The organism is Allobosea sp. FW305-C-101, from assembly GCF_058783685.1.
On the sequence record NZ_JBYSYT010000002.1, the window covers coordinates 1,211,757 to 1,233,023 of the forward strand.

Annotated in this window: 30 protein-coding genes and 1 tRNA gene; 21 read left to right on the forward strand and 10 right to left on the reverse strand. The window is 64.5% G+C overall.

What is annotated here, in order from left to right; genetic code table 11:
• Positions 1–106: 106 nt before the first annotated feature.
• From AC3WMA_RS13390 to AC3WMA_RS13420, 7 genes are all read left to right on the forward strand, one after another.
• Positions 107–418: a winged helix domain-containing protein gene (locus tag AC3WMA_RS13390; protein ID WP_492285842.1), complete on the forward strand. Its 312-nt coding sequence runs from the start codon at positions 107–109 to the stop codon at positions 416–418.
• Positions 415–738, forward strand: a complete 324-nt coding sequence (locus AC3WMA_RS13395; RefSeq protein WP_492285843.1) for a hypothetical protein — start codon at positions 415–417, stop codon at positions 736–738. The genes AC3WMA_RS13390 and AC3WMA_RS13395 overlap by 4 nt, the downstream gene beginning before the upstream one ends.
• Positions 735–998 (forward strand): PC4/YdbC family ssDNA-binding protein, encoded by a 264-nt coding sequence (locus AC3WMA_RS13400; protein WP_492285844.1) that lies wholly within the window; start codon positions 735–737, stop codon positions 996–998. Before AC3WMA_RS13395 ends, AC3WMA_RS13400 begins: the two co-directional genes overlap by 4 nt.
• Positions 988–1,209 carry a hypothetical protein gene (locus AC3WMA_RS13405; protein ID WP_492285845.1) on the forward strand — a complete coding sequence of 74 codons (222 nt, stop codon included), beginning with the start codon at positions 988–990 and terminating at the stop codon, positions 1,207–1,209. The genes AC3WMA_RS13400 and AC3WMA_RS13405 overlap by 11 nt, the downstream gene beginning before the upstream one ends.
• Positions 1,206–3,362, forward strand: a complete 2,157-nt coding sequence (locus tag AC3WMA_RS13410) for an AAA family ATPase (RefSeq protein WP_492285846.1) — start codon at positions 1,206–1,208, stop codon at positions 3,360–3,362. The genes AC3WMA_RS13405 and AC3WMA_RS13410 overlap by 4 nt, the downstream gene beginning before the upstream one ends.
• 141 nt (positions 3,363–3,503) lie before the next feature.
• Entirely contained in the window at positions 3,504–3,833 is a 330-nt protein-coding gene (locus AC3WMA_RS13415; RefSeq protein WP_492285847.1) for a hypothetical protein, read from the forward strand.
• A 38-nt stretch (positions 3,834–3,871) separates the two neighbouring features.
• Positions 3,872–4,276, forward strand: coding sequence for a hypothetical protein (locus AC3WMA_RS13420; RefSeq protein WP_492285848.1), 405 nt, complete (start codon positions 3,872–3,874; stop codon positions 4,274–4,276).
• A 709-nt stretch (positions 4,277–4,985) separates the two neighbouring features.
• Here AC3WMA_RS13420 and AC3WMA_RS13425 read toward each other — a convergent pair.
• From AC3WMA_RS13425 to AC3WMA_RS13460, 8 genes are all read right to left on the reverse strand, one after another.
• The gene (locus AC3WMA_RS13425; RefSeq protein WP_492285849.1) at positions 4,986–5,624 is read right to left on the reverse strand and encodes a hypothetical protein; all 639 of its coding nucleotides are present in this window, start codon (positions 5,622–5,624) and stop codon (positions 4,986–4,988) included.
• Positions 5,625–5,761: 137 nt separating this feature from the next.
• Complete coding sequence (locus tag AC3WMA_RS13430) at positions 5,762–7,798, reverse strand: hypothetical protein (protein ID WP_492285850.1); 2,037 nt, start codon at positions 7,796–7,798, stop codon at positions 5,762–5,764.
• On the reverse strand, positions 7,795–10,548 hold the full coding sequence (locus AC3WMA_RS13435) for a hypothetical protein (RefSeq protein ID WP_492285851.1): 2,754 nt from the start codon (positions 10,546–10,548) through the stop codon (positions 7,795–7,797). The genes AC3WMA_RS13430 and AC3WMA_RS13435 overlap by 4 nt, the downstream gene beginning before the upstream one ends.
• Before the next feature lie 4 nt (positions 10,549–10,552).
• Positions 10,553–11,065 (reverse strand): hypothetical protein, encoded by a 513-nt coding sequence (locus AC3WMA_RS13440; protein WP_492285852.1) that lies wholly within the window; start codon positions 11,063–11,065, stop codon positions 10,553–10,555.
• A complete protein-coding gene (locus AC3WMA_RS13445; protein ID WP_492285853.1) occupies positions 11,062–11,247 on the reverse strand; it encodes a hypothetical protein in 186 nt (61 codons plus the stop codon). Before AC3WMA_RS13445 ends, AC3WMA_RS13440 begins: the two co-directional genes overlap by 4 nt.
• Before the next feature lie 14 nt (positions 11,248–11,261).
• The gene (locus AC3WMA_RS13450; RefSeq protein WP_492285854.1) at positions 11,262–11,792 is read right to left on the reverse strand and encodes a hypothetical protein; all 531 of its coding nucleotides are present in this window, start codon (positions 11,790–11,792) and stop codon (positions 11,262–11,264) included.
• Between the two features lie 3 nt (positions 11,793–11,795).
• Positions 11,796–12,659: a phage tail protein gene (locus tag AC3WMA_RS13455; protein ID WP_492285855.1), complete on the reverse strand. Its 864-nt coding sequence runs from the start codon at positions 12,657–12,659 to the stop codon at positions 11,796–11,798.
• Positions 12,660–12,787: 128 nt separating this feature from the next.
• Positions 12,788–13,030, reverse strand: a complete 243-nt coding sequence (locus AC3WMA_RS13460) for a helix-turn-helix domain-containing protein (protein ID WP_492285856.1) — start codon at positions 13,028–13,030, stop codon at positions 12,788–12,790.
• A gap of 127 nt (positions 13,031–13,157) precedes the next feature.
• On the opposite strand from AC3WMA_RS13460, the gene AC3WMA_RS13465 reads away from it, so the two are divergent.
• From AC3WMA_RS13465 to AC3WMA_RS13520, 12 genes are read left to right on the forward strand one after another with little or no spacing between them, the layout of a single operon-like run.
• Positions 13,158–13,550: a hypothetical protein gene (locus tag AC3WMA_RS13465; RefSeq protein WP_492285857.1), complete on the forward strand. Its 393-nt coding sequence runs from the start codon at positions 13,158–13,160 to the stop codon at positions 13,548–13,550.
• Positions 13,551–13,553: 3 nt separating this feature from the next.
• Positions 13,554–13,724, forward strand: a complete 171-nt coding sequence (locus AC3WMA_RS13470; RefSeq protein ID WP_492285858.1) for a hypothetical protein — start codon at positions 13,554–13,556, stop codon at positions 13,722–13,724.
• Position 13,725: 1 nt separating this feature from the next.
• On the forward strand, positions 13,726–13,992 hold the full coding sequence (locus AC3WMA_RS13475) for a hypothetical protein (protein WP_492285859.1): 267 nt from the start codon (positions 13,726–13,728) through the stop codon (positions 13,990–13,992).
• 3 nt (positions 13,993–13,995) lie between these two features.
• A complete protein-coding gene (locus AC3WMA_RS13480; RefSeq protein ID WP_492285860.1) occupies positions 13,996–14,370 on the forward strand; it encodes a hypothetical protein in 375 nt (124 codons plus the stop codon).
• 3 nt (positions 14,371–14,373) lie between these two features.
• Positions 14,374–14,610 (forward strand): hypothetical protein, encoded by a 237-nt coding sequence (locus AC3WMA_RS13485; RefSeq protein WP_492285861.1) that lies wholly within the window; start codon positions 14,374–14,376, stop codon positions 14,608–14,610.
• A gap of 9 nt (positions 14,611–14,619) precedes the next feature.
• Complete coding sequence (locus AC3WMA_RS13490; RefSeq protein ID WP_492285862.1) at positions 14,620–14,847, forward strand: hypothetical protein; 228 nt, start codon at positions 14,620–14,622, stop codon at positions 14,845–14,847.
• Between the two features lie 35 nt (positions 14,848–14,882).
• On the forward strand, positions 14,883–15,305 hold the full coding sequence (locus AC3WMA_RS13495) for a hypothetical protein (protein WP_492285863.1): 423 nt from the start codon (positions 14,883–14,885) through the stop codon (positions 15,303–15,305).
• 38 nt (positions 15,306–15,343) lie between these two features.
• On the forward strand, positions 15,344–15,949 hold the full coding sequence (locus AC3WMA_RS13500) for a hypothetical protein (RefSeq protein ID WP_492285864.1): 606 nt from the start codon (positions 15,344–15,346) through the stop codon (positions 15,947–15,949).
• Positions 15,946–16,119, forward strand: a complete 174-nt coding sequence (locus AC3WMA_RS13505) for a hypothetical protein (protein WP_492285865.1) — start codon at positions 15,946–15,948, stop codon at positions 16,117–16,119. The genes AC3WMA_RS13500 and AC3WMA_RS13505 overlap by 4 nt, the downstream gene beginning before the upstream one ends.
• The gene (locus AC3WMA_RS13510; protein ID WP_492285866.1) at positions 16,116–16,457 is read left to right on the forward strand and encodes a hypothetical protein; all 342 of its coding nucleotides are present in this window, start codon (positions 16,116–16,118) and stop codon (positions 16,455–16,457) included. Before AC3WMA_RS13505 ends, AC3WMA_RS13510 begins: the two co-directional genes overlap by 4 nt.
• Complete coding sequence (locus AC3WMA_RS13515) at positions 16,454–16,933, forward strand: hypothetical protein (RefSeq protein ID WP_492285867.1); 480 nt, start codon at positions 16,454–16,456, stop codon at positions 16,931–16,933. Before AC3WMA_RS13510 ends, AC3WMA_RS13515 begins: the two co-directional genes overlap by 4 nt.
• On the forward strand, positions 16,930–17,223 hold the full coding sequence (locus AC3WMA_RS13520) for a hypothetical protein (protein ID WP_492285868.1): 294 nt from the start codon (positions 16,930–16,932) through the stop codon (positions 17,221–17,223). Before AC3WMA_RS13515 ends, AC3WMA_RS13520 begins: the two co-directional genes overlap by 4 nt.
• Before the next feature lie 130 nt (positions 17,224–17,353).
• Here the strand turns inward: AC3WMA_RS13520 and AC3WMA_RS13525 are convergent.
• Positions 17,354–17,429, reverse strand: a tRNA-Ala gene (locus AC3WMA_RS13525).
• Between the two features lie 119 nt (positions 17,430–17,548).
• Between AC3WMA_RS13525 and AC3WMA_RS13530 the strand changes: the two genes are divergently transcribed.
• Both AC3WMA_RS13530 and AC3WMA_RS13535 read left to right on the forward strand, forming a co-directional pair.
• Entirely contained in the window at positions 17,549–17,839 is a 291-nt protein-coding gene (locus AC3WMA_RS13530; RefSeq protein WP_257733630.1) for a YggT family protein, read from the forward strand.
• 109 nt (positions 17,840–17,948) lie between these two features.
• A complete protein-coding gene (locus AC3WMA_RS13535) occupies positions 17,949–19,544 on the forward strand; it encodes a gamma-glutamyltransferase (protein ID WP_492285869.1) in 1,596 nt (531 codons plus the stop codon).
• A gap of 117 nt (positions 19,545–19,661) precedes the next feature.
• On the opposite strand, the gene AC3WMA_RS13540 is transcribed toward AC3WMA_RS13535, so the two are convergent.
• Positions 19,662–21,245, reverse strand: coding sequence for an ABC transporter substrate-binding protein (locus tag AC3WMA_RS13540; RefSeq protein ID WP_492285870.1), 1,584 nt, complete (start codon positions 21,243–21,245; stop codon positions 19,662–19,664).
• Between the last annotated feature and the right edge of the window lie 22 nt (positions 21,246–21,267).

Sequence of the window (21,267 nt, forward strand, 5' to 3'; positions counted from 1 at the left end):
TGCCGTTCTCGTCAATCGCCTGCGCCAGCGCTTCGGCCTTTCCGAAATGCACGCCCGCACGGTTCTCCGCCTCGCCTCGATCGGGCCTGAGGAGGGCCGCAACTAAATGGCAAAGCGAGCTTTCCCCAAGGTTGTCGCCCGCGTCGCCGGCACGACCACCATCCGCTGCAATGGCCGCGAGGCTCTGACGCTCTTGACCCTTGTTGAGCGTGGCTCCGCTGGCGTCTCGGGCATCGATTTTCCCGGCGGGCCTGCTTACCGCCTGGGCGCCTATGTCTTCGATCTGCGCCAGATGGGCGTCGGCATCGAAACCGGCTCTGAGAGCCATGGCATTGGTACGCATGCCCGCTACAAGCTGACGACCCCGGTTGAGATTGTCGCCGTGGATCGCGGCGCTACGACGGGAGCAGCCGCATGAGCAAGGCCCTGCCCGAGCTGCGCGCCCGCATCCTCACCGGCATTCTCCAGCATGTCGCGGAGACGCGCGCGCCCGTCAGTTACAATGAAGTGTTCCGTCATGCTCTGGCTGCCACCGGGCTGGCCGAGGAGGAAGCTGGAGAGGACATCAGGGACGCCACTTCGTGCCTGATCTTTTCCGGCGCCCTGCTCTCCAGCGGCTTCGACCGCGCCAAGTCGGAGATCCACTATTCGGCGGAGATGGAAGTGGTTCCCGGCCCTTGGCTGGTCGGGTTCGTCTGGCGAGACCATTTGACCGCGAACAATGGGGGCGCCGAATGAGCGCGTCCCTCATCATCGTGGCGGAATGGCCCAAGAACGAGCGCGAGAATGTTCTCGTCGCGCTCGATGAGTTCAATGGCCACTCCGTCGTCAGCGCCCGCCTTTGGTTCAAGGGCGATGACGGCAACATGCGGCCCGGCAAGTCCGGGCTCGCTATCGGCGTGCGCCATCTCCCGGCTCTCGCGAAAGCGCTTAATCAGGCGCTGACCATTGCGACCGAGCAGGGCCTTGTGACAGAGGGCGCGCAGCATGAAGGGTGAAATCTACCTGACGGACGACGCGCGCGGATGGTTCGTCATCCACGAAAGCGGAACGGGCGATAGCTCCGGCATTGATGGCCCGTTCCCGTCCCGCATGAGCGCCGTCATCGCCGGTCGTGACCTGGCCACGCGTCTCAATGCGCGTTTCAAAGAGGGGGAGGCCGGGCAAGTCCTGGCCTTCACCACCGTCGCGGGGAGGGACAGCGAATGATGTCCCTAAATCATATCGCAAAGGTGCTGGGCGGCGTGGTGACCAGCGGGCAGGTCATGGCGCCCGGTCCTGGCCATCGCCCGCACGACCGCAGCATGGCCGTGAAGATTGGCGAGAGCGGCAACCTCATCGTCCATAGCCATGCCGGCGATGATGCCATGGCCTGCAAGGCATATGTCGAGCAGAAGCTTGGCATCGTCTGGGAGCCTGGGCGCAGCGAGGGTGACGGAGCTGCGCGAGCCATCGACCGCATGCAGGCTCGCGCCAGCAAGTCGAACGGTCACGCCAATGGCAACCGGCCGGAATCCCAGCCCGTCGACAACCGGCAGGCTTTCGCCCTGAAACTTTGGGCAGAGGCGATCGACCCTCGCGGGACCATTGTGGAAGCCTATCTGGCCTCGCGCGGGCTGGAGCTTCCCGATGGCGTCGCGATGTCCACGATCCGCTTTCACCCGTCTTGCTCATTCGGGCAAGGCACTCGCCTCCCCTGCATGGTGGCGGCGATGCGCTCGATTGAGACCGGCGCCGTTGTTGCCATCCATCGCACGGCGCTGACGGAGGATGGTCGCAAGATCGACCGGAAGATGCTCGGGCCGGCCGATGGCGCCGCTATCATGCTGGGCGAGCTTGACGCGGAGCGCGGAGCGCTTGCGGTTGGCGAGGGCATCGAAAGCGCCTTGTCGGGGCTTGCGATGGGTTACGCCCCTACCTGGGCGATGGGAACAGCGGGCGGCATCGCCAAGCTGCCGGTCCTGCATGGCATCGATAGCTTGACTATCCTGGGCGAGCACGACGGCGGCGCCAGCGCCAAAGCCATCCGGCAGGTTGGCAGCGCGTGGCGCGAGGCGGAGCGGGAAGTCTTCATCGCCCTGCCCAAGGCCGGCATGGGGAAGGATGCGAACGACGCCTGGCAGAAGCGCGAGAGCGACCATGCCGACGTGCTGGACGTTCGCGAGTTTGGAGAGGCCAATCCAGATTTGGTTTCGCCTCCGAATGCCCCTGCTGCGGGCATTAGGGCCACGCCCTTTGTCCTTATGGACCCCAGCACCATCCCGACGCGCAAATGGCTTTACGGCCGGCACTACGTCCGCCGCTTCGTCAGCACGACCGTTGCGCCGGGCGGCCTCGGCAAGTCCTCGCTGTCCATCGTCGAAGCTCTGGCGATGGTAGCGGCGCGGGACTTGCTGGGCGTCAAGGTTCGGGAGCCGCTGCGCGTCTGGCTCTGGAACGGAGAAGATCCACGCGATGAGATGGATCGGCGCATTGCCGCTGCCTGCCTTCACTATGGCCTGACCCGCGAGGATATCGCCGGCCTGTTCGTGGACAGCGGGCGCGACCTTCCTATCCGGCTGGTCGAGATGGCGGCAGGCGGCAAGGTGACTGTTGCCATCCCCACCGTGGAGGGCGTCGAGCAAGCCATTCGGGACAACCGGATAGACCTGCTCATCATTGACCCCTTCGTGGCCTCCCATGGCGTCCCAGAGAACGACAACGGGGCGATTGATCGGGTGGCCAAAACCTGGGCCGGCATTGCCGAGCGGTGCAACTGCGCGATTGAGCTGGTGCATCACGTCCGCAAGTCCTCTGCCGGCTCCGAGGGCTACACGATCGAAGACGCCCGCGGCGGCTCCTCGCTGATCGGCGCGGTTCGCAGCGCTCGCGTTCTCAACGGCATGTCGAAAGAGGAAGCCGACCGGGCTGGCGTCGAGCCCGATAAGCGCCGCCTTCACTTCCGCGTGGACGATGGCAAGGCGAACATGGCCCCGCCGATGGAAAGCGCGAGCTGGTATCGCATGGCCAGCGTGGGGCTCGGGAACGGGCGCGGGCTGGAGCCGGAAGACAACGTTGGCGTTGCCACTGCCTGGGAAATGCCGGGTGTTCTGGACAGCGTGACGGCTGCGGACTGCGAGCGCGTCATCGGCATGGTCAAGGCCAATCCGACCTATCGGGCTGACAGTCAGGCGGCCAACTGGATCGGCAAGGCCATTGCCGAGGTGTTGGGCCTCGATGCCGATAGCAAGAGCGGCAAGGAGCAGGCTAAGCGCGTGCTGAAAATCTGGCTCGACAACGGGGCTTTGGCCAAGGAACGGCGCCCCGATCGGAACCGCGAACTTCGCGAGTTCATCATCCCCGGACCCGAGGCGACATCATGATTGCAGCACCTTTGAAGGTGCGGCGCTGCAAGGTGCTGCAAGTGCTGCAAAAAGTGCAGCACCGCACCCCCCTTTATAGGGGGTGCGGGTGCTGCAAGTGCTGCGGGGTTTCAACGTGCTGCAAAAGAGGAGGCTGAGCTGATGAGCAAAGCGAACGAACCCGACTTCAACGATCCGAACCGCGAGCCGGTTATCTCGCTCATGGACTTGGCGCGGCTGGACGATGCCGAGCAAGCCGAAGGCTATCGCGATGGTGCTGACGGATTGCCCCGCGGCGACAATCGGTCCCGCTCGTACTGGCACGGCTGGAGGCAGGGTGCGCGCGACGCCGGCCATCGGGCGAAGGATGGTGACTTCTGGGATAGCATGCTGACGAGCAGCGTCGTCCCTGGCGGGGCTGGCATCGCCAGCTTGGGAGAACGGATCGAGGCGTGCCGGGCGGTGCTTCGCAAGGCGGGCGATCTGGCCTAGGCTTCACCATGACATTGCCGCCACCACCCAAAGCGCGATTGACCCTCACCAAGTCGCGGGCCGCCATCCGCCAGACTGAGGCGGCCATTGCCGCCTTTCTGGCCGGCGACTTTGACATCTGCATCACCTTGGCCGGCGCAGCTGAGGGGATCTATACCGACCGCAAGGGTAACGACCTTCACACCTTTGCCATGCGCGACGAACGGGCCATTGCTTTCGGCTTGAAGGAAGCAAACGCAGCCCTGAATGGCGAGAGGGATTGGCTCAAGCATCCGACGCCCCACCTCCCGCGGGAAATCACCATCACGCCCTTTGAGGCAGCGCACATGCTGGTGCGCGCAATGACGAAGCTGGATGAGACGGAATGGACCGAGCGCATGGACGAAGTGCGACCGCTCCTGAACGCTGTTCTCACGCAAGCCGCAGATGCAGAGACAGAATGAACCCATGCTGCAATATCGGATAGCAGCGCCGTGACTCAGGCGTGGCCGCTGGCCGGCTTCGTTGACCTGTCCGCCACCCACATAGCCAATCGCACGCTGCGCCCGCTGGCGGCTTTCTAATGAGGTCGACCGGCGGCGCCCATTTGGGCCGCATCTCCAGTAGATCCCACTATTTTGCTGGCGGACGGCGCCGGCTTGAAATCTTGATTGCATTTCAAGAGCGGCCCTGACCGTGTGGACAAGGTGGCCAGACGGCGAAAAGCCCAAGCGCGGCAAGAGCCTGCGGAGCTGACTGGTCATTGAAAGCGGCTGCTATTTGCAATGGGCCGGCGCTTTGAAAGCCGTTGATTGTTTTTCAGCGTGCACGGTGGCTGCCTCGCAAAACTCCCGTGCGATGACTGCCTTGGAAAATTCCTCCCGGCTTTGAATAAGCTTGATTGTTTTCAAAGCTGGCCCATCAGCCGCGCCTATTTTCGCCCTCTATTTTATTGCCCTCGACTCGCTCGCGCGCGCACCTGCGCGTACTGGTCCGCGAAAGGGCATCGGCCACCTATTCGCGCCTACTTTAGGAAGGTCATGCGGGCGAAACGCGTTGGAGGAGCTAGGCAATCGGGCTTTAACCCCCTTAGCCCCGCGACCTTTCCTGCCCTTTGTTTTAGGGCATGCAGAAAGTTCGATGGGCGGTTTCCCGCAGTTATTTAAACTGGGGTCATTGGACAGCACACCCGTGCCCGGCCATCACGATGAGCTTATCCACCTCTGCGCCCGTCAGGCGCTCATGATGGAGCAGCGCGAGCATGACTGATTCGATGGCGTTGAGAACGGCCGGAATGCTCGCGATGCGGATAGCCTCGGCCTCGGCCTGTCGAAAGAGCGCAATCGCAGCATCGGGATTGATGCCTCGATTAGCTGCCACGATGAGGCCCATCGCGATTTCATCGTCGCTTTCTACGGCAAGCTCTTTGCCCGTCTCGATGAAGTGCCGCCATCCGCGGATGCTTGCTTCGGCCACGGTCTGAAGCTGCTCGTCACTCCACGATGTCGGCACTAGATCTGGCAACAGCACAGCCTCACCGGCCCGCCCTGCAAGTGTCGCGACAAGGCGAGCTTGATTGGAGCCGTCGCGTAGCTGCGCGGTGCCGCTCCCTTGCTCGATGAAGACATGGAGATGCGGCGGAATGCGATGGCCGACATAGAACCCGACGACCGCGTGACCTGCTTCATGTGCCGCGAACTTGATACGGTCGATCCGCACCGAGACGCCATCCGGCCGCCGTTCAAGATAATCCCAGGCGATTGGCGCGGGCCGTTGACGTTCGGTTGTGTGTCCCGCATCTTCCGCCTGCATGAGCCCTTTCCTTCAATTCGTCGCCGTTACGGTGCTTGGCTTAGTCACTGCGTGGCTAGTCCATCTGTGGATCGGGCTTTTCGAGAACTCGAACACCGCGTTCTTTCTCGGCTTTGCCCTGCTCCTCGCTTACGGCTTCATTTACGACCGCTGGCAGGCGAAGAAGCGCCGAGATACGCAGGCTGGCCGATTGCTCGACTGATAGCCGCAGCGCCCTGGTTGGTTCGCTGGGCTCCCTCAATCAGGGCTTCCGCGATCCGCGCGTAATTCGGATTGGCCATGAGCTTCGCGACCTGATCTTTCGTCGTCTGCGACCCCGCGCCCATTAGCGCCTTTGCCACCGCCCTGAGCCCCGATGTCGCCAAGCCGGTAACCGTCATGTCAACGCGCGGGCCGTCGCCAGCCTCTAGCGACTTGGCCGCCGCTGATGTCGGAGCGGTGCGCGAGCCTTCCACGACCTTCTGCATGGTGTTGCGGAAGGTGCGGTTGGTTGAGAGCGCGTCCGTAACAGTGTCGACCGCCTCATCGCCCCATACGATGCGCGCCTTCTGGTTGTTCCAGTCCCGAGGCGTGGCCAGCGTGCGCTCAAGCGCATTCAGGTCGTTGATGTTGGTCCCGACAACTCGATCCAGTTCGGCTCGCGCGCCCTGGCGCACCATGACGGGCGAAGCCGAAGGACCGACCATCTGGCCTTCGGGCAGGCTTCCGCCCCTCAGCGCCTCGGCAAGCTCAGTCGGGCGAATGACGGTCCCGCGCCCTGTGTCGAAGATGGTCTGCCCCATCTCCAGCGCTTCCCGTTGCCGGGCAAGCTCCGCATACTGAGCATCAGCCGCCTTGATCCCAGGAACCTTCGCAGTCAGCTCGGCATCGATGCGGCGTCGGATATCGCCAAGCGCCTTCTGCACGTTGCCCGGCGCGTTCTCCAGCGCGTCATCGATAGACTGGCGGACGCTCAGCAAAGCGCGGGGGTTTACTTCCAGATGAGCCGCGTTGCCCGGAATGTTGAGATCCGATCGGACTTGCTCCAGAGCTGCGCGGACAGGGCCGCGGCTATCAGGAATCAGTGCCTCGATGTGCTCCGCGATGGGTCGCGTATCGACTGCGCGGGCCTCGCGGAAAGACTCGTTATAGACCGGGCTCAATGCCCTCTGGTTGCCCCGAATGCCTGCATCCACCTGAGAGGGGATTGGCGCGGGACCAAGAGAGCCATCCACAACCCGGCTAAGCCTGTCGCCCGTTCCAGCATCTCGGGCTCGCAGAGCATTCACGAGTTCGGACTTGCCGGCGCCGTTGCCCGTCGCTGCTCCCTGAGCGAGCCCGAGCATCGACGGGCCGGCATCGGGAAGCATCGCTTCCGGGCCGAGGTTCGGGAGATTGCGGAGGCCGGCTTCGTCAGCTTGCGCCGCGGCCCTGAGTGCCGCAGAGCCAGCACGATTGACGCCTTCGACATTGTTGCCCGTCAGCGCGCGGGCAACCTTGTAAGCGCCCGCAGATGCTGAGCCGACGACAGGGAGCGCCCCGCCGATGAGGGCGCCGGTCTTGGCGCCTGACCAAGCATTGTCGGCATAGTCCTGCGCATTGCCGCTGTAGGTATTGCCCGCTCCCGTCGCTCCCCCGTAGAGGCCACCTTCAAATCCGAACAGGCCAATACGAGGAAGCATTCCGGCGCTGGCCGCCCGGCCCGCGAGCGTGACGCCATTCTTGATAAGGCCGACGCCACCAGCGAGGCCGCCCGCCGCTTCCGCGATGCCAGCAAGGATTGGCGCCTCCTCTCGCACGGCTTGGGTGCGCGCGTGCTGTGCATCGACGCCTGCGCTGTAGCTGGGAGCCTGCCCGGTGAGAGCGTCCATGCCACCCGCGAACCGATCGGCCATGCCAAGCGTGAGGCCGTTGGCTGCCATTCGGACGCCTTTGTCCACAATGCTGCCAATCTTTCCCATCTGCTCGCCATAGCCCATCGTGACGGGCGCAGGGGCGGCAACCATGCCCCCGGTCGGATTGCCCATCGCATCGAACTCGGGAACCATGGCGACGGGCGCTTGGGCGACCGCCTGCGGCGGGGCCTCCATGGCTGGCCCGTCAGCAAGCGGCGCAGCGCTCCACCAGTCTCCACCGCCTGCCTGCTCAGGCGCGGGCGAAGCTAGAGGGGCGGCTTCCCACCATTTTTCGCTCATGGCTTGATCCTCGGCTGGCCGTTCGGGTCGATAAAGCGCGAGCCGGACGGCAGCGCGTCAAACTCGGCCTTGCTAGACGGTCGGGCCATCTGTCCCGCTTGAGTCGGGCTCGGCTGCGCCGCTGTCGCACCTGCGCCACCTGCACCACCTGCACCTTCCTTCTGCGCCTTCTGATAGTCCTTGAAGCGCTGGAATGGGCTGGGCAGCTCCTTGATGCCCTTGTCCGCTTCCGCCTGGCTGATCTCGCCGCGAAGAGCCTGCCGGGCTAGGTCGCCGGCCTGCGCCTGATAGTCGAGCATCCCGCGGTAGGTGTCTGTGACGATGGCATTGCCGCCGGGCTGCTTGAGCAAGCTCGGGAGGGCGTTGCGGAAGGTGCGCATCTCCATGTCGGAAGTCGCGCCGGAACCGGGGACACGCATGCGAGGAGTGAGCTTGTCCATGATGGACAGCGCCGCCTCCATCTCGTCCATCTTGCCGCCGGTCAGCTTGTCCGCGATTCCATCGAGCCCAACACCCTTGGCCATCTGGGCGAGGCCAAGCCGGGCCTCAGTGCCGCGGCCTGTCTGGATGCCATTCAAAAGCCCGGAAAGCGTCTCGATATCGCTGCGAAGCACCACCGCCTCATCGGCCGAGGTCGCCATGTCGAAGTAGCGCTTAGCCTGATACTCGTTCGCCTTTTCCGCGAATTTGCCGGCGCCCTTCATGTCGATATTCACTTCGGTCTTGCTGGCCGCCTTGTTGCCGCGAGACCAAGAGGTGAAGTCCCCAGGCTCACGACCGGATGCCCGCTCCTGCTGGCGGTATAGCTCGTACTCCCGCATATCGCCGGTCGGACCTTCGGGCTTGGACTGCGGCCCGAACACCTGCACCGGAGCACCCTGGCCGCTCTTCGGGACATGCCAGACCGAGCCATCGGGCCGCGTAACCGTCTCTAGTTCACGGCCTCGGAATGCCTGCTGGACGATCTGCTGGGCGATGAGCTTAGAGCCCCCCGTTGCATTCGGGTTGTTGAGCGTTCGCATCGCTGCCCCGAGCTGGGCTTGCCGCTGCGGCGTGCCGGGGGCCTCGGGCTGGGGCACCGGGACTGGACCATTGGCGAGTGGTGCAGCCTGCGCCTGCGGCGTAGGTGCGCCCTGCGGCTGGGAACTCCATGCGGCTTGCGGCGCGACTGGCTGCCCACCCGTCTGAGCGGGCGCTGATGGCGAAGCGGGCATGAGGGCCTCCGCGATGCGCCGGAAGGGTGAGCTGGCTGTCGCTGAGGAATCAGGCTGGTTAGCGCGGTTTTGCATCAGGGCCGTGGCTACGGCCTTCATCCCCTCGCTGGGCGACATGATGCCAGCACCGCTCGGCAGGCCCTTGCGAGCCTCCTCGCTGGCAACGAGGCCGGACAGTATGCCCGCGTTATCCTTGGTCGGGTCTGCGGTGTTGGCGAGAGGGTTGGCCGCCGGCCCCGGCTGCACCTGCCCCATTGCCTGGACCGCTCCCGGTGCCGGCATATCGGCCTGCGGCATCGCAAGATCGGTAGGACGCGCTGGAGGTTGTGCTTGCGAAATCGCCATGGCGCGGGCAATTGCCTCGCGAGGGGTCGCGGACGGCAAGGCTGAATTCATCCAAGGCTGGCTGACGCCCTCCGTCTGGAAGACCGGGGCAAGTGGCTGAGCCGCCTCTGCCCCTGTTGGAATATCAGAGGGGTTCTGCGCGGTAAGTTGCGCATCAACCTTTGGCTGCATCTGCGCCTCTAGTCGTTGCACCTCCGCTTCATTGGCGGCGAAAGGGACGCTAGAAGGTGGCGAGGTTTCCAGCGCCGCAGCTCGGTCCATGAGCCGCTTGGCTCCTGCCCAATCAGACATCTGAAGGTCGCGGGCCTGTGCCCGCAAGCTATTCGGGTCTTCGCCGCCCGGCGGGATGAAGAATCCCTCGCCGCCTGCATTCGCCTCGACAGGCATGGCGCCCGGCGCTGGCATATCCGCCTGGGCCGTCCGCATGTTGCCGCCATGCGTGGTGAAGTAGTTCATCAGCGACGTGCCATTGGCATCGCTCGGATTGTATCGGCCGCCCGTCTGAATGAACTTCTGGAGGCCGCGGTTGCCGCCCAGGTGCGCCACCGCGCGCATGCCGCCCATCGTGATAGGAACACCGTTGATCGACTGCCCAACCATCTTGTCAAAGCCGTTGGCGCGGATGTTCTGGTCGATGTCCGCGAAGTGCCAGTTTTCCGCGGCCTTCTGCATCTCGGGCGACTTCATGAACATCTGCGGCGTCGTCCCCTGTGGGATGGCGCCTGCGTTCGCGGCTTCCTGCAATCGAGCCTGTCCGAACTGAGCCCGGCCGAAATGGCCAACGGCTCCACCTGCACCTACCGCATCGTTCTGCGCCTGCCAGTTTCCGCCGCTTTCGGTGGAATTGAGGGAGGCCGGAAGAGCGCTGCCAGTCTCGCCATTCGTGGCGCTCGGCTGTGCACTGGCGGTTGCGCTAGGCGACGGATTGGCGGAGAGCCCAAGGCCAAAACCAGCGCCGCCCATCACCGCGTCATCCGCAGTTTGAGCAGCCTTGTTAGCCCGTTCCGCTTCATCAAGGCCGCGCATCTCCCAGGCACCCAAGAGTGCCTTGGCCACACGATCGACGCCTTGCGCCCAATGCTGAATGGGCGCGGTGCTGCTACCCTCTTTCATCATGGCGTATGCCATGCGGCGCTTATAATCGGCGGACGAGAGCTTTTCGCCCGCATTGCCCCAATTGAAATCAGCCATGGCCCTATCCTTTCAGCCAGGGGCAGGTGTTGGCGAACATCACCCACACGGTCGCGTCGATGTCGTCGGTGAAATAGCGCTTGGATCGGCCTTCGAGCGTGAAGCCGAGACGCCGGGCATAATCCTGAAGCTTGGGCTGGTTGGCCGGGATACGGCACACGAGCCGGCGGATGGGATTTTCCATGAAGATCCACAGGGCGAGATAGCGCAGCGTGCTGCGATGCCAGATGCCCGGCGTGGACGAAGCGATTAGTTCCGCCTCCATCGTGGGTGTCACGTTGTGGAGCGCGACCGCTCCAGTTCTCGATTGGTCCTGCGTGAAGATAATCAGGTTGCGCTCGATGACGCCGATAGGGCCTGCGCTGTCCTGGGCAAACATTCTGGCGAGGTCGGCATTGTCCGGCCACGCCTGGAGGAAGATGCGCCGATTGGCTTTGACCTGCGCGTCTTCGGCCGCGCCGTCAGCGAACAGTGCGGCGTCTCGCGCCAGGTCGAAACCGTGGAGCGCTTCCGTCATCGCGTCTTCTGCCCGATGCGGAGTTTAGGGAAAGGCGGGAGATCGACGCCGTTCGCCTCGATGGCCTTGCGCAGTGTCTGCCGCATGAACTCGCTTGCAGTGATGCGCTGCCGCTCGGCAGCCGCCGCGAGAGCGCTGGAGAAACCTTTCTCCGCCTTTAGAGCTACAAACTCGGGATACATGGGTTAGCCTCCTGTTATGCCGCCGGCCAGCCGTGCGGCTCCCAGCTTTCAAGCTGGTCGTTGGGGAGTTCTTCCATCTCGATATGCAGCCGCAGCGCGTGGCGATGCATCTCGTTGATCCGGCGAAACATGGCCTCGGCCGCATTTGCCTGGGCCTGCTCCTCGCCTGTGCGATAGGCGATGCCTGGAACCGCGTCGCCCCCTTCGCGAAGCGTGGGCTTGGCCGAAATCTCGGCTAAGTCCATTTGCGCGAGCTGACGACGTGCGGGCGACGCAATCGCGTTCATCTGGTCGCGGAGCTGAGCGGCAATGGCATCGCTTTTCGACGCCCGGAGATTTGCGACGCGGAGCGCTTCAGTCTGAGCCCGATCGTCTTCGATCCTGAGGCCACCTTCGCGAACGACCTGCTCCACGAGGGGATGAGCCCGAGGCGCGAACTCGCCTTCGGTCTGCGCATGCGCCTCCAGCTTCGCGGTGAAGTCCTCGACCGCCGCGGCGAGATCGAAGCCGATCAGGTCAAGCTGAGACTGCGGAATGACGAACATGCGCTAGGCTCCCGCGTAGATGGCGACGTTGCAGACGAGCGAGCGCGCAACATTGTTGTGCGCTCCACCGCCGCCGTTCGCCTGGGCCGTGCCAGAAATCGTGAAACTGTTCGGCGTGCTGGTGTAGGTCGTCATCACGTTGATGGGCATGTTCTGCCACCCCGGCACGTCCGAGAACGTGATGACCCCGCCGATCGGATAGAGGTCGTAGACTGTGCCCGAGCCGATGACGTTGTGTGTATGGCTAGCCATCTCAGCAAGCGTCAGCGTGTGCCGGTTTGCGCCTAGCACGCTTCCGGGCGTGAAGCGGTCGCCAGATACCACCGGGACGCTCGCGAGCTGGTTGGCGTCCGGCCCGCCGTTTTTGTCGCTGCCCATGACCGCGCATCCGCGCCAGTCGGGAACGCCGAAGGTCGTCGAGCCGTCGCCCGCTCCGTGCTTCGTCCCCCACTTGGCGAACAGCCGCGAATAGGTCGAGCGGCTGATGTTCTGGCCACCAGCCCAGATGCAGTTGGGCGGCAGGTCTTCGTCCATCAGGAAGACCGGCGCCCCGAGCGCGGTCGCGACGAAATCGCCTGACGTGAACTCCGCAACCTTCATCCCGCCGACAGCGATGGCGAGGCCATTGGGTGTCTTGAATAGGCCTAAGCCGGTCAGAGAGTTGAACCCGAGAGCCGGTCGGCTTTCCGACCCATCCACCAGTCGGAGTTGATCCGTCATCGCCGCCGCACCATTGCGCGGCAGCGAGTTTGTCAGTGCCTCGGCAATATCTTCAAGCGGCGCATTGTGCTGCGACGGCTCAATGGGCTCGCCCGTTACTGCCCGGTAGCCTTCCGGTAGCGAATAGATCCCGCCGCTGTCCCGCATCCGTCTCGATCTCCAGCGAAGCACTGTCTTCGCACGAGCAACAGGATAGCAAAACGGCACAAAAACGCAATTAAATCAAAGATTTAGGTTGCAGCCTGTTTCGGCCATTTCTAGGCGGTCGGGCACACTTACGACGCGGGCCGATCGATGCAGACGCAATCCTTCCCGTCCGAGGACACGAACGAAACCCCGCCCGAGGCGAAAGCCTCCCTCAGCTTTTCGAGATTCGCGCCCGAGCTGCGAAGCGGCCCGAACTGCGGATTCTCCATCCTCTGAATTGTCGGCAGCGAAAGCCCGGATCGGCTCGCCAATTCCGCCTGAGACCAGCCCGCCAGCTCGCGGCCCGCCTTCACCATTCCAGCCGTTTTCATGTCTAAAACATAATCCCTTACGTTTCACGCTTGACGCATTAACCATCATCCATTATGTCTAGCACATAACGAAGCAGGCGACACGCATCACTGCTTACGGAATGCAGACAATTTGAGGCGAAGGTTAATGAAACTCGCGACCCTCAGCAACAGCCGCCCGGTTTTCAACAAGGGCGCCATCATGCGCCGGGCCTACGAGATTGGCCGCTTCGCCCTCCAGCTCGGCCGGGCACGCCGCGAACCTGCTTCCGAGATCAACCGCACCTTGTCGCAGTCGCTGACGAAGGCTTGGGCCGAGGCGAAGCGCGAAGCCGCCATGCTGAGCGAAGCCGCCATCCGCGAGGTTGAGGCCCGCGCTGCCCTCGCCCAGCGCGCTCGCGAAGCTGCCGCCCTTGCCGCTCAATTCCACAACGACCCCGAGGCCATCCGCTTCGAGATCGAGCGCGAGCATTACCGCCAGCATTTCCAGCCCGCCCGCATCGACGCGCTTCGCGGCGCCCTTGCCAGCATCGGAGGTTGAGACATGAACCGCGATCAAGTCGCATGGGCCGCTCGTCATGACTGGTTCGTCTCTGCCAGCGCCAGCGGTGCCGTGACGGTCGTTGAGCGCGCCTCGCTCAATGGCCACCCGCTGCCCGATGAGTTCCTGACCTTCACCGACTTTCGCGAATTGCGCGCCTGGGCGGGGTACTGACATGGCCGAGCATCACGAGCTTTTGCCGCCGGCCTCGCTCCGCATTCGGACGCGCCTCGCGGACACCCGGTGCGGGTTCTGCGGCAGCCGGGAGCACCCCGACCAGACCGGCCGCGTCATCCCGATTGCGCACCCCAAGCGCGCCATCTGCGAACTGTGCATCGACTACGCCGACGAGCAGACCGAGGCCGCGCGCCTCGCGCGTCGCGCGCCGAAAGCCAAACGCGGCAAGTTCCGCCGCATTAATCGCCACCGCATCGGAGCCTGAGCCATGGCGGATACCCTCTCCCCCGCTTTCTCGGATGAGCACAGCCATCTTGCGGCAGTGCCCCATGAAGACCTGCGCCATCTCTTCAATGCGCTGCGCGTCGCCACTGCCGTCATCGACGGGTTGGCCTTTCAACCGTGGTTCATGGCTGGCGACGACCACACCCCGGCGGGCGAAGCGCTTTTCAAATATGCCCGCAGTATGGGCGTTCTCGGGGATCAGATTGCCCGCCATGTCAGGCTCTCGGCTCCGAAATCCGACGACGAGCGCCGCCAACGTCTGCACCTGCTTTTGCAGGATGAAGCGACCCTCTTCGAAACCGAGGACATGGACGCGGCGGAACAGGCTCTTGAACTGATCGACGCCGGAAAGGAATGAGCGATGAGCCCCCTTTCCGACTTCAACCGCTCCATCGGCCTCTCGCTCGACTTCCTGCGCTTCGCGCTCGATGACGAGCGCCGCCTTCCTGCCCCGAACGGATGGCTGGACCTGTCTGTCATCGAACTTTGCCGCGCCCTAGCCGCCGCCAACGCCATGGGCTGCCCCGCCCGCAAGCGCCTCTGCTTTCGCAACCTGTCCAAGCTCCGCGCGCGTCGCGCGCGAGGCATAGCCGCCTGAGAGGGAGCCATGACCGCAGAACCGAATGGCTATAGCCGAGACTGCGCCGATACCGATGCGAGCAATATCGTCCAACTGCTCGACATCGCATGCGAAGAAATCTCGGGTCTGACACGAGACGGCATGACTGCCGATCAGAAAACGGTGCTGGCCCGCATCGAAGCGGTTTCCTACGTCACCCGCGAACTGGCTGAGCGTCTTTCAGAAGGCGTCTTCGGCGCGACCAAGCCGGCCTGAGCCCGCCACCCTTTCAAATCATCGGAGAAGATCCAATGTCGAGCGCCACCGCTCAGGCAGCCGCCGAAGGCTTGCCCAAATTCGAAGCCGCCGAGGTCGCATCCTCTATCTTCAATGCCGTCCGGCTTGCGAAGCTTTCTATGAAAGACCTGCTTGAGCTTTCGAGAACGCTTGATGCGGCATGCGAGCTTGTCTCGCTCAGCCACGTCTCGCATCCCGAACGCCTCAACCCAGCCTGTTCCATGCTTGAGGATTTGGGCGGCATTCTTGTTTGCGCGCTCCATGACATTCGCGAGGCCGCCCAAGCGCGCCGCCCCGAAGGTCACCACGATACGATATGGCAGGCCCTTATCGCTTTGCGGCACGCCGCGCTCGTTTCTGACGACCTTGCCGATATCGCGGCCCTGAGCGCCCAGGCAGCCGCCGCTGAACGCGAGTTCCTGACCACCCGCCGCTGAACCCGCAACCCCTCCCTTTCTAGAGGAGTGCCCTAGCTATGCCCGAAAAACCTGTTCTCCCGCCCGCCGCGCCTCGCGATGACATGCTCGTCATGGCCTCGGGTTGGGTCTGCCGCCTCGCCAACGAACACGCCGAACGGGCGAGGGGCGATGACGGCAAAGCCGCGTTGAACTCCGAACTGGAGGCGGAGGCCGTCGACTTCCTGGCCCGCACCCGCGCCACCACATTGGCAGGGCTGGCGGCAAAGGCCGTCGCAGCGACCCGCCGCAACGATCCGCTGACGGGCAACCTTTCGCCTGACGAACGGATTGTGTTCTCCCTGCTTCGCGACCTGCTGGCGCTGGGCAAGCAGCCCACGACATCAGACGACCCCGCCCTAGCCTGCGCCCGCGACTACTTTGAAGCGTGGGACCGCGTAAACGCCAACGCCCCCGAGCCCGGCACGCCCGAGCATGACGCGCTGGTAGCGGCATGGGATGAGGCCTCCGGCCGCTGCTATCGAACCAAGCCCGGCACTATCGCCGGATGCCTCGCGCTGGTCGAAGTTCTCATCAGCCGCGAAGCCGGATGCGCCCTCAACGAAGAAACACGCGTGGCAGTGGATACGCTGCGCGACGGGCTGGCGGGGCTCGTAAGCGCATGAGCCCGATCCGCATCAACAGCCGGCGCGGCAAGGGGAAGCCCGCACGCTCCTACAGCGTCAAGCCCGTCTCCCTTCCGACGTTCTCATTCTATGGCCATCTGCCGGTCGTCTATGTCGATGGCGAGCTGGTCATAGGGCGCCGCGTCATTCCGCTGGAGCCGCGCCGATGACGACGCAGCCCGATCCCGTCTTCGCGGCAATCGAAGACTTCCGGCCATATGGCGAAGCGCTCAAGGCGGCATGTAACCCGCCCAATGACGAGGCTTATGACGTAGCCGCCCGTCCCGCCTATGACCGATTGCGAGCCATCTACGAGATGCAGCCGCAAACCCCGGCCGGATTGCTCGCCATCATGAAATTGATGGTCGAATGGGATGGCGACCATCTCCGCCTCACCGAGGAGGCTAGGCGCTCGCGCAGCGGGCCGGACAACGAACTGGACGATGCGGAGTGGGGCCTGATCGCCGTCTTCCGCCATGCCCAGGCGATGCTGGAGACGATGACATGAGCATGATCGACTTTCAGGCGCACGCCGCAGCGATAGCCAGCCGGGATATTGGCCCGCTCATTCATGGCGAGCTGGACGGGTTGCTGGCCAACCTTTCGCAGGACGAGCGGCGGGACGTTCGCGACATGCTCGACCTGATCGCGCATAAGCTCGCGGGCAGCTCCAGTACCGGACGAGGGATGCGGCGCCGGCTAGATGCCATCGTGGCCAATCTCATCGCCGTGGCTGATTCCCTCGATGGGGAATGCGATGAGGAGCCCAGCCTGGGCGCTTCTGAATGCGGGCGCTATGCGGACGGCATGACGAACTGGAGTGGCCATGAGCGCGGGCACTCTGATGAGTGCGAGGCCGTGTCCGAGGATGAGGGCGCCCAATGCGACGACGAAGGCCAGCCGGACGATAACGGTATTGCTGACGCGGACGGACGGGCCGAGCAATACAGCGGCTCTTATCGCTGGACAGAGAGATGCGAATGAAAGCCCGCGACATCACAGACGCTATCGCGAACGATGACCGCCAGACGATGCGCCAAGGCTTCCGGGCTCTGGTCGATCCGAGCGAAGACATGGTTGAAGCCTCATCGCCTGGATTGCTGGTCGTCGCCCTCAATCGGCTCTGCGCTGCGCTGGCGGAGGATGACGCCACGATGCCGAACGAGACTTGCGCCGCGCTCGACCTGCCTGCCGGCGCTTCATACAGTGAGGGAGCCGCCCAGGCGAAGCGAGACGGCGCGAGGTTGGCGCGGCATCTCATGGCGGCCGGCTAGGTGCGACAAATTATCGTGTCAGCCTGTTTCAGCCTGAACCGATATTCGCCATAAGTTGGGGAAAGAGTTGGGGAAAGCCCCTATCGCCTTGGGAGAAAGGCAACGATTTCAACGCGGTAGCGTCGGGCCTTGGTGGAGCTGAGGGGATTCGAACCCCTGACCTCTGCAGTGCGATTGCAGCGCTCTCCCATCTGAGCTACAGCCCCAAGGCGCTGGCCTTCTAGGCTGTGCGTCGCGTGGATGTCAATCACTTCCGCCATCTGTTTTTGGCAAGTGCGAGGGATATTCCGCGTCACCTTTCCGGACAGGCGCTAAAGGAAGATCGATGCGTGCCGTTCTCGACGTGGTTCTGCTCGCGCTGCAGATCTATGTATGGATTCTGATCGCCTCAGCGGTGCTGAGCTGGCTGATCGCCTTCAATGTCATCAACACGCGCAACCAGTTCGTCTCCACCGTCTGGGATGCGCTCTATCGCGTCACCGAACCCGTGCTGCGGCCGATTCGCGAACGCCTGCCCAATCTCGGCGGCCTCGACATCTCGCCGATCATCCTGCTGCTGATCATCTATTTCATCCAGAGCGTGATCGTCCGCTACATCTACCCGAACGTATTTTAGCGATCCCGCGCCCTGCACAGGGCGCGGCCCGCGCACCGCCACGACGCATTCGACGCCGTGGCGGACGGCATGCAGTATGGCCGCCTCGCCAACGCCTAGAGGTTTCCGCATGGCCGCTGCCGCCCTTCCCTATCGCAGCCAGAACTGGGCTCTGACCAAACCTGCCGCGCGCGGGAAGCACGGCATCGTCGTCTCGCAGAGCCGCGAGGCGGCGGAAGCCGGAACGGCGATCCTCGAACAGGGCGGCAATGCCGCCGACGCTGCAGTCGCTGCCTGCTTCGCGCTCGCCGCGGTCGAGCCCTGGAACAGTGGGCTCGGCGGCATCGGCTTCGCGGTGGTGCTGAAGGCCGGCGAGACTCGCGCGCAGGTCGTCGATTTCGGGCCCGTCGCGCCGCGCCGCGCCGACCCCGCCGATTATCCCCTGACCGGCGAGATGAAGAAGGATCTCTTCACCTGGCCGGAGGTGGTCGACGACCGCAACATCCATGGCCCCCTTTCCTTCGTCACGCCCTCCTCCGTCGCGGGCTATGCCAAGCTCAAGGAAGCCTTCGGCTCGAAGCTGCCCTTGGCCGATATCCTTGCGCCGGCCATTGCGCTTGCCCGGCGAGGCCTCCCGGCCGACTGGTACACGACGCTGAAGGTCGCCTCCTCGGCCTCGGTCCTGCGTCTTTATGCCGAAAGCGCGCGGATATACCTGCCAGGCGGGCTGCCGCCGGTGCCGCCCTATCAGGGCATTCCGGGCTTCATGAAGCTCGGCCAGCTCGGCGATACGATCGAACGGCTGGCCAAAGCCGGGCTCGACGATTTCTACCGCGGCGACGTCGCGAACCGAATCGTGGCGGATATCGCTGCATCCGGCGGCGTGGTCGACGCTCAAGACCTCGCCGGCTGCAAAGCTGAACTCCGCGATGCGCCCACTATCGACTGGCGCGGCAGCCATCTCATCCACACGGCCGGCGGGCTCACGGCCGCACCGACGCTGGAACGCGTCGTCGCCGGCATGGCCGATGCACCGCTCGACGGCGGCGGCCCCTCGGCCGCCTGGTTCGCGCAGCTGTCGCGCGTGATGCGCGAGGCTTACAAGGAGAGGCTAGACGGCCTCGGCGCCGCCATCACGGCCAAGGAACCGGGCGATACATGCACGACCCACCTCACCGTGGTCGATGGCGAGGGCAATCTCGTCACCGTCACCACGACGCTGCTCTCCTCGATGGGCAGCCGCGTCGTGCTGCCTTCGACCGGCGTGCTGATGAACAACGGCATGATGTGGTTCGATCCGCGCCCCGGCAGCGCCAATGCGATCGCGCCCGGCGCCCGTCCGCTGTGCAACATGTGCCCGGTCGTGGTCACGCCCAGGGATGGCGGCTGGCCGCGCCAGGCGATGGGCTCCTCCGGCGGACGCCGCATCCTCGCCAGCATCTACCAGACGTTGGCCTGGCAGCTCGATTTCGGCATGGGCACGGAGGCGACCGCGCATCAGCCGCGCATCGACGTCTCCGGCCCGGATTCGGCCAGCGCCGACCTGCGCCTGCCGGCCGAAACGCTTGCCGCGCTGGAAGCGGCGGGGCCGACCGCGATCGTCGAGCACAGCGTGCTGCCGATCAACTTCGCCTGCCCGAACTTCGTCCGCGTCGACAAGAGCGGCGCGGAAGGGTCGAGCGACGCCGCCTCGCCCTGGTCGGCGGCCGTGGCTGCGACGCGCTGATCAAACGCGAACGGCCCGGCTTGCGGCCGGGCCGTCATTCTCGGGCGAAGCGTAGCGCAGACCCGAGAATCTCTGGCAGGAGATGCTCGGGTCAAGCCCGAGCATGACGCCCGGTGATCAACCCCGCTTGAGACCCCACGGATAAGGCGCCGAGCCGGCGAGCATCCCGGTCATATCCTTGCGATAGGCGGTGCGGCTGACGAACTGGCCGAGCGGGATGGTCGCGACCTCCTCCAGCGCCAGCCGGGCCAGTGCCTTGGCGCTCTTGCGCTGGGCGGCCTCGTCGGGAGCGTAGAGCCATTCCTCGGCCAGGCCCTCGGCGGCATCGCTCTTCCACCAGCCGAACCAGCCCTTGTCGCCCTGCCCGCGCACGAGCGTCGACATAGCCGGGTTGCCCCAGCTCGTCGCCGAACCGGTGGTGTGGAAGATGCTCCAGCCGCCCTTCTCTGTCGCTTCGCGGCTGCCGCGGCGCTGCACGACGGTGCCCCAGTCGCTCGCCGCCATCTCGACATTCATGCCGAGCTGCTTGAGCAGTTCGAAAGTCACCTCGCCGAGCGGGCCGATATCGGGGAAGTCGGTCGGGTTGATGATGACGACCTTCTCGCCATTGTAGCCGGATGCTTTGAGGGCCGCCTTCGCCTTCTCCAGGCTCTGCGGCATCAGGTCCTCCTGCTCGCCGTCGTAATAGGGCGTGCCGCGCCACCACAGGCTGCGGCAGGTCTGCCAGAGCGTGGTGTCGTCGCCCTGGGCGGCGCGCATATAGTCTTCCTGCTTCACCGCCATGCGCACCGCCGCGCGCACCTTCGGATTGTTGAACGGCGCCTGCAGGTGGTTGAGGCGGATGATCGCGCCGCGCCCGGCCTTGTCGATGACCTCCTGCTTGATGTCCTTGTTGCTGGCCAGCATCGGCTGCAGGTCGGTGAGCGGGCGCTCCCACCAGTCGACCTCGCCACGCGTCAGCGCTGCCGCGGCCGTCGCCGGATCGGGCAGGACGTTCCATTCGATCCGCTGGAAATGCGCGACCTTGCCGCCGGCATTGCGGCTGGGCGGCTCGGCGCGCGGCTTGTAGCCCTCGAACTTCTCGTAGACGACCTTGCTGCCGGAGACATAGCCCGACGCCACGAACTTGTAGGGGCCCGAGCCGATCATCTCGGTCACCTGCGTGTTGGCGTCGGTCTTGGCCAGGCGCTCCGGCATGATGACCGGCGGCTGGTCGGATTTCGCCAGGCAGTCCAGCATCATCGGGAAGGGACGCTTGAGCTTGATCTCCACCGTGCGGTCGTCCGGCGCAGCCCATTCCTCGACCGCCCGGCCGAGCAGCTGGCCATAGGGGTCTCGCTGCGTCCAGCGCTTCAGGCTCGCCGCGCAATCGACCGCCTTGACCGGCGTACCGTCATGGAAACTCAGGCCCTCGCGCAGCCTGATGCGCCAGGTCTTGCCGTCGGCCGAGACCTCGTGCCCCTCTGCCATCTGCGGCTGCGGCTTCAGGTTCTCGTCCGCCCCGTAGAGCATGTCGAAGACGTAGTAACCGTGGTTGTTGGTGACGGTTGCCGTGGTCCAGACCGGGTCCAGCGAGGACAGATTGGCCTGCGGCACGAACTTCATCAGCGTTGTGCTGGCTTGCGCCGCGGCCAGCCGCGGCAGGGCCGGACCAGCCAGGCCGAGCGCGGCCGTCCCCATCAGAAAATCACGACGCTTCATCTGGACTCTCCCCATTATGATT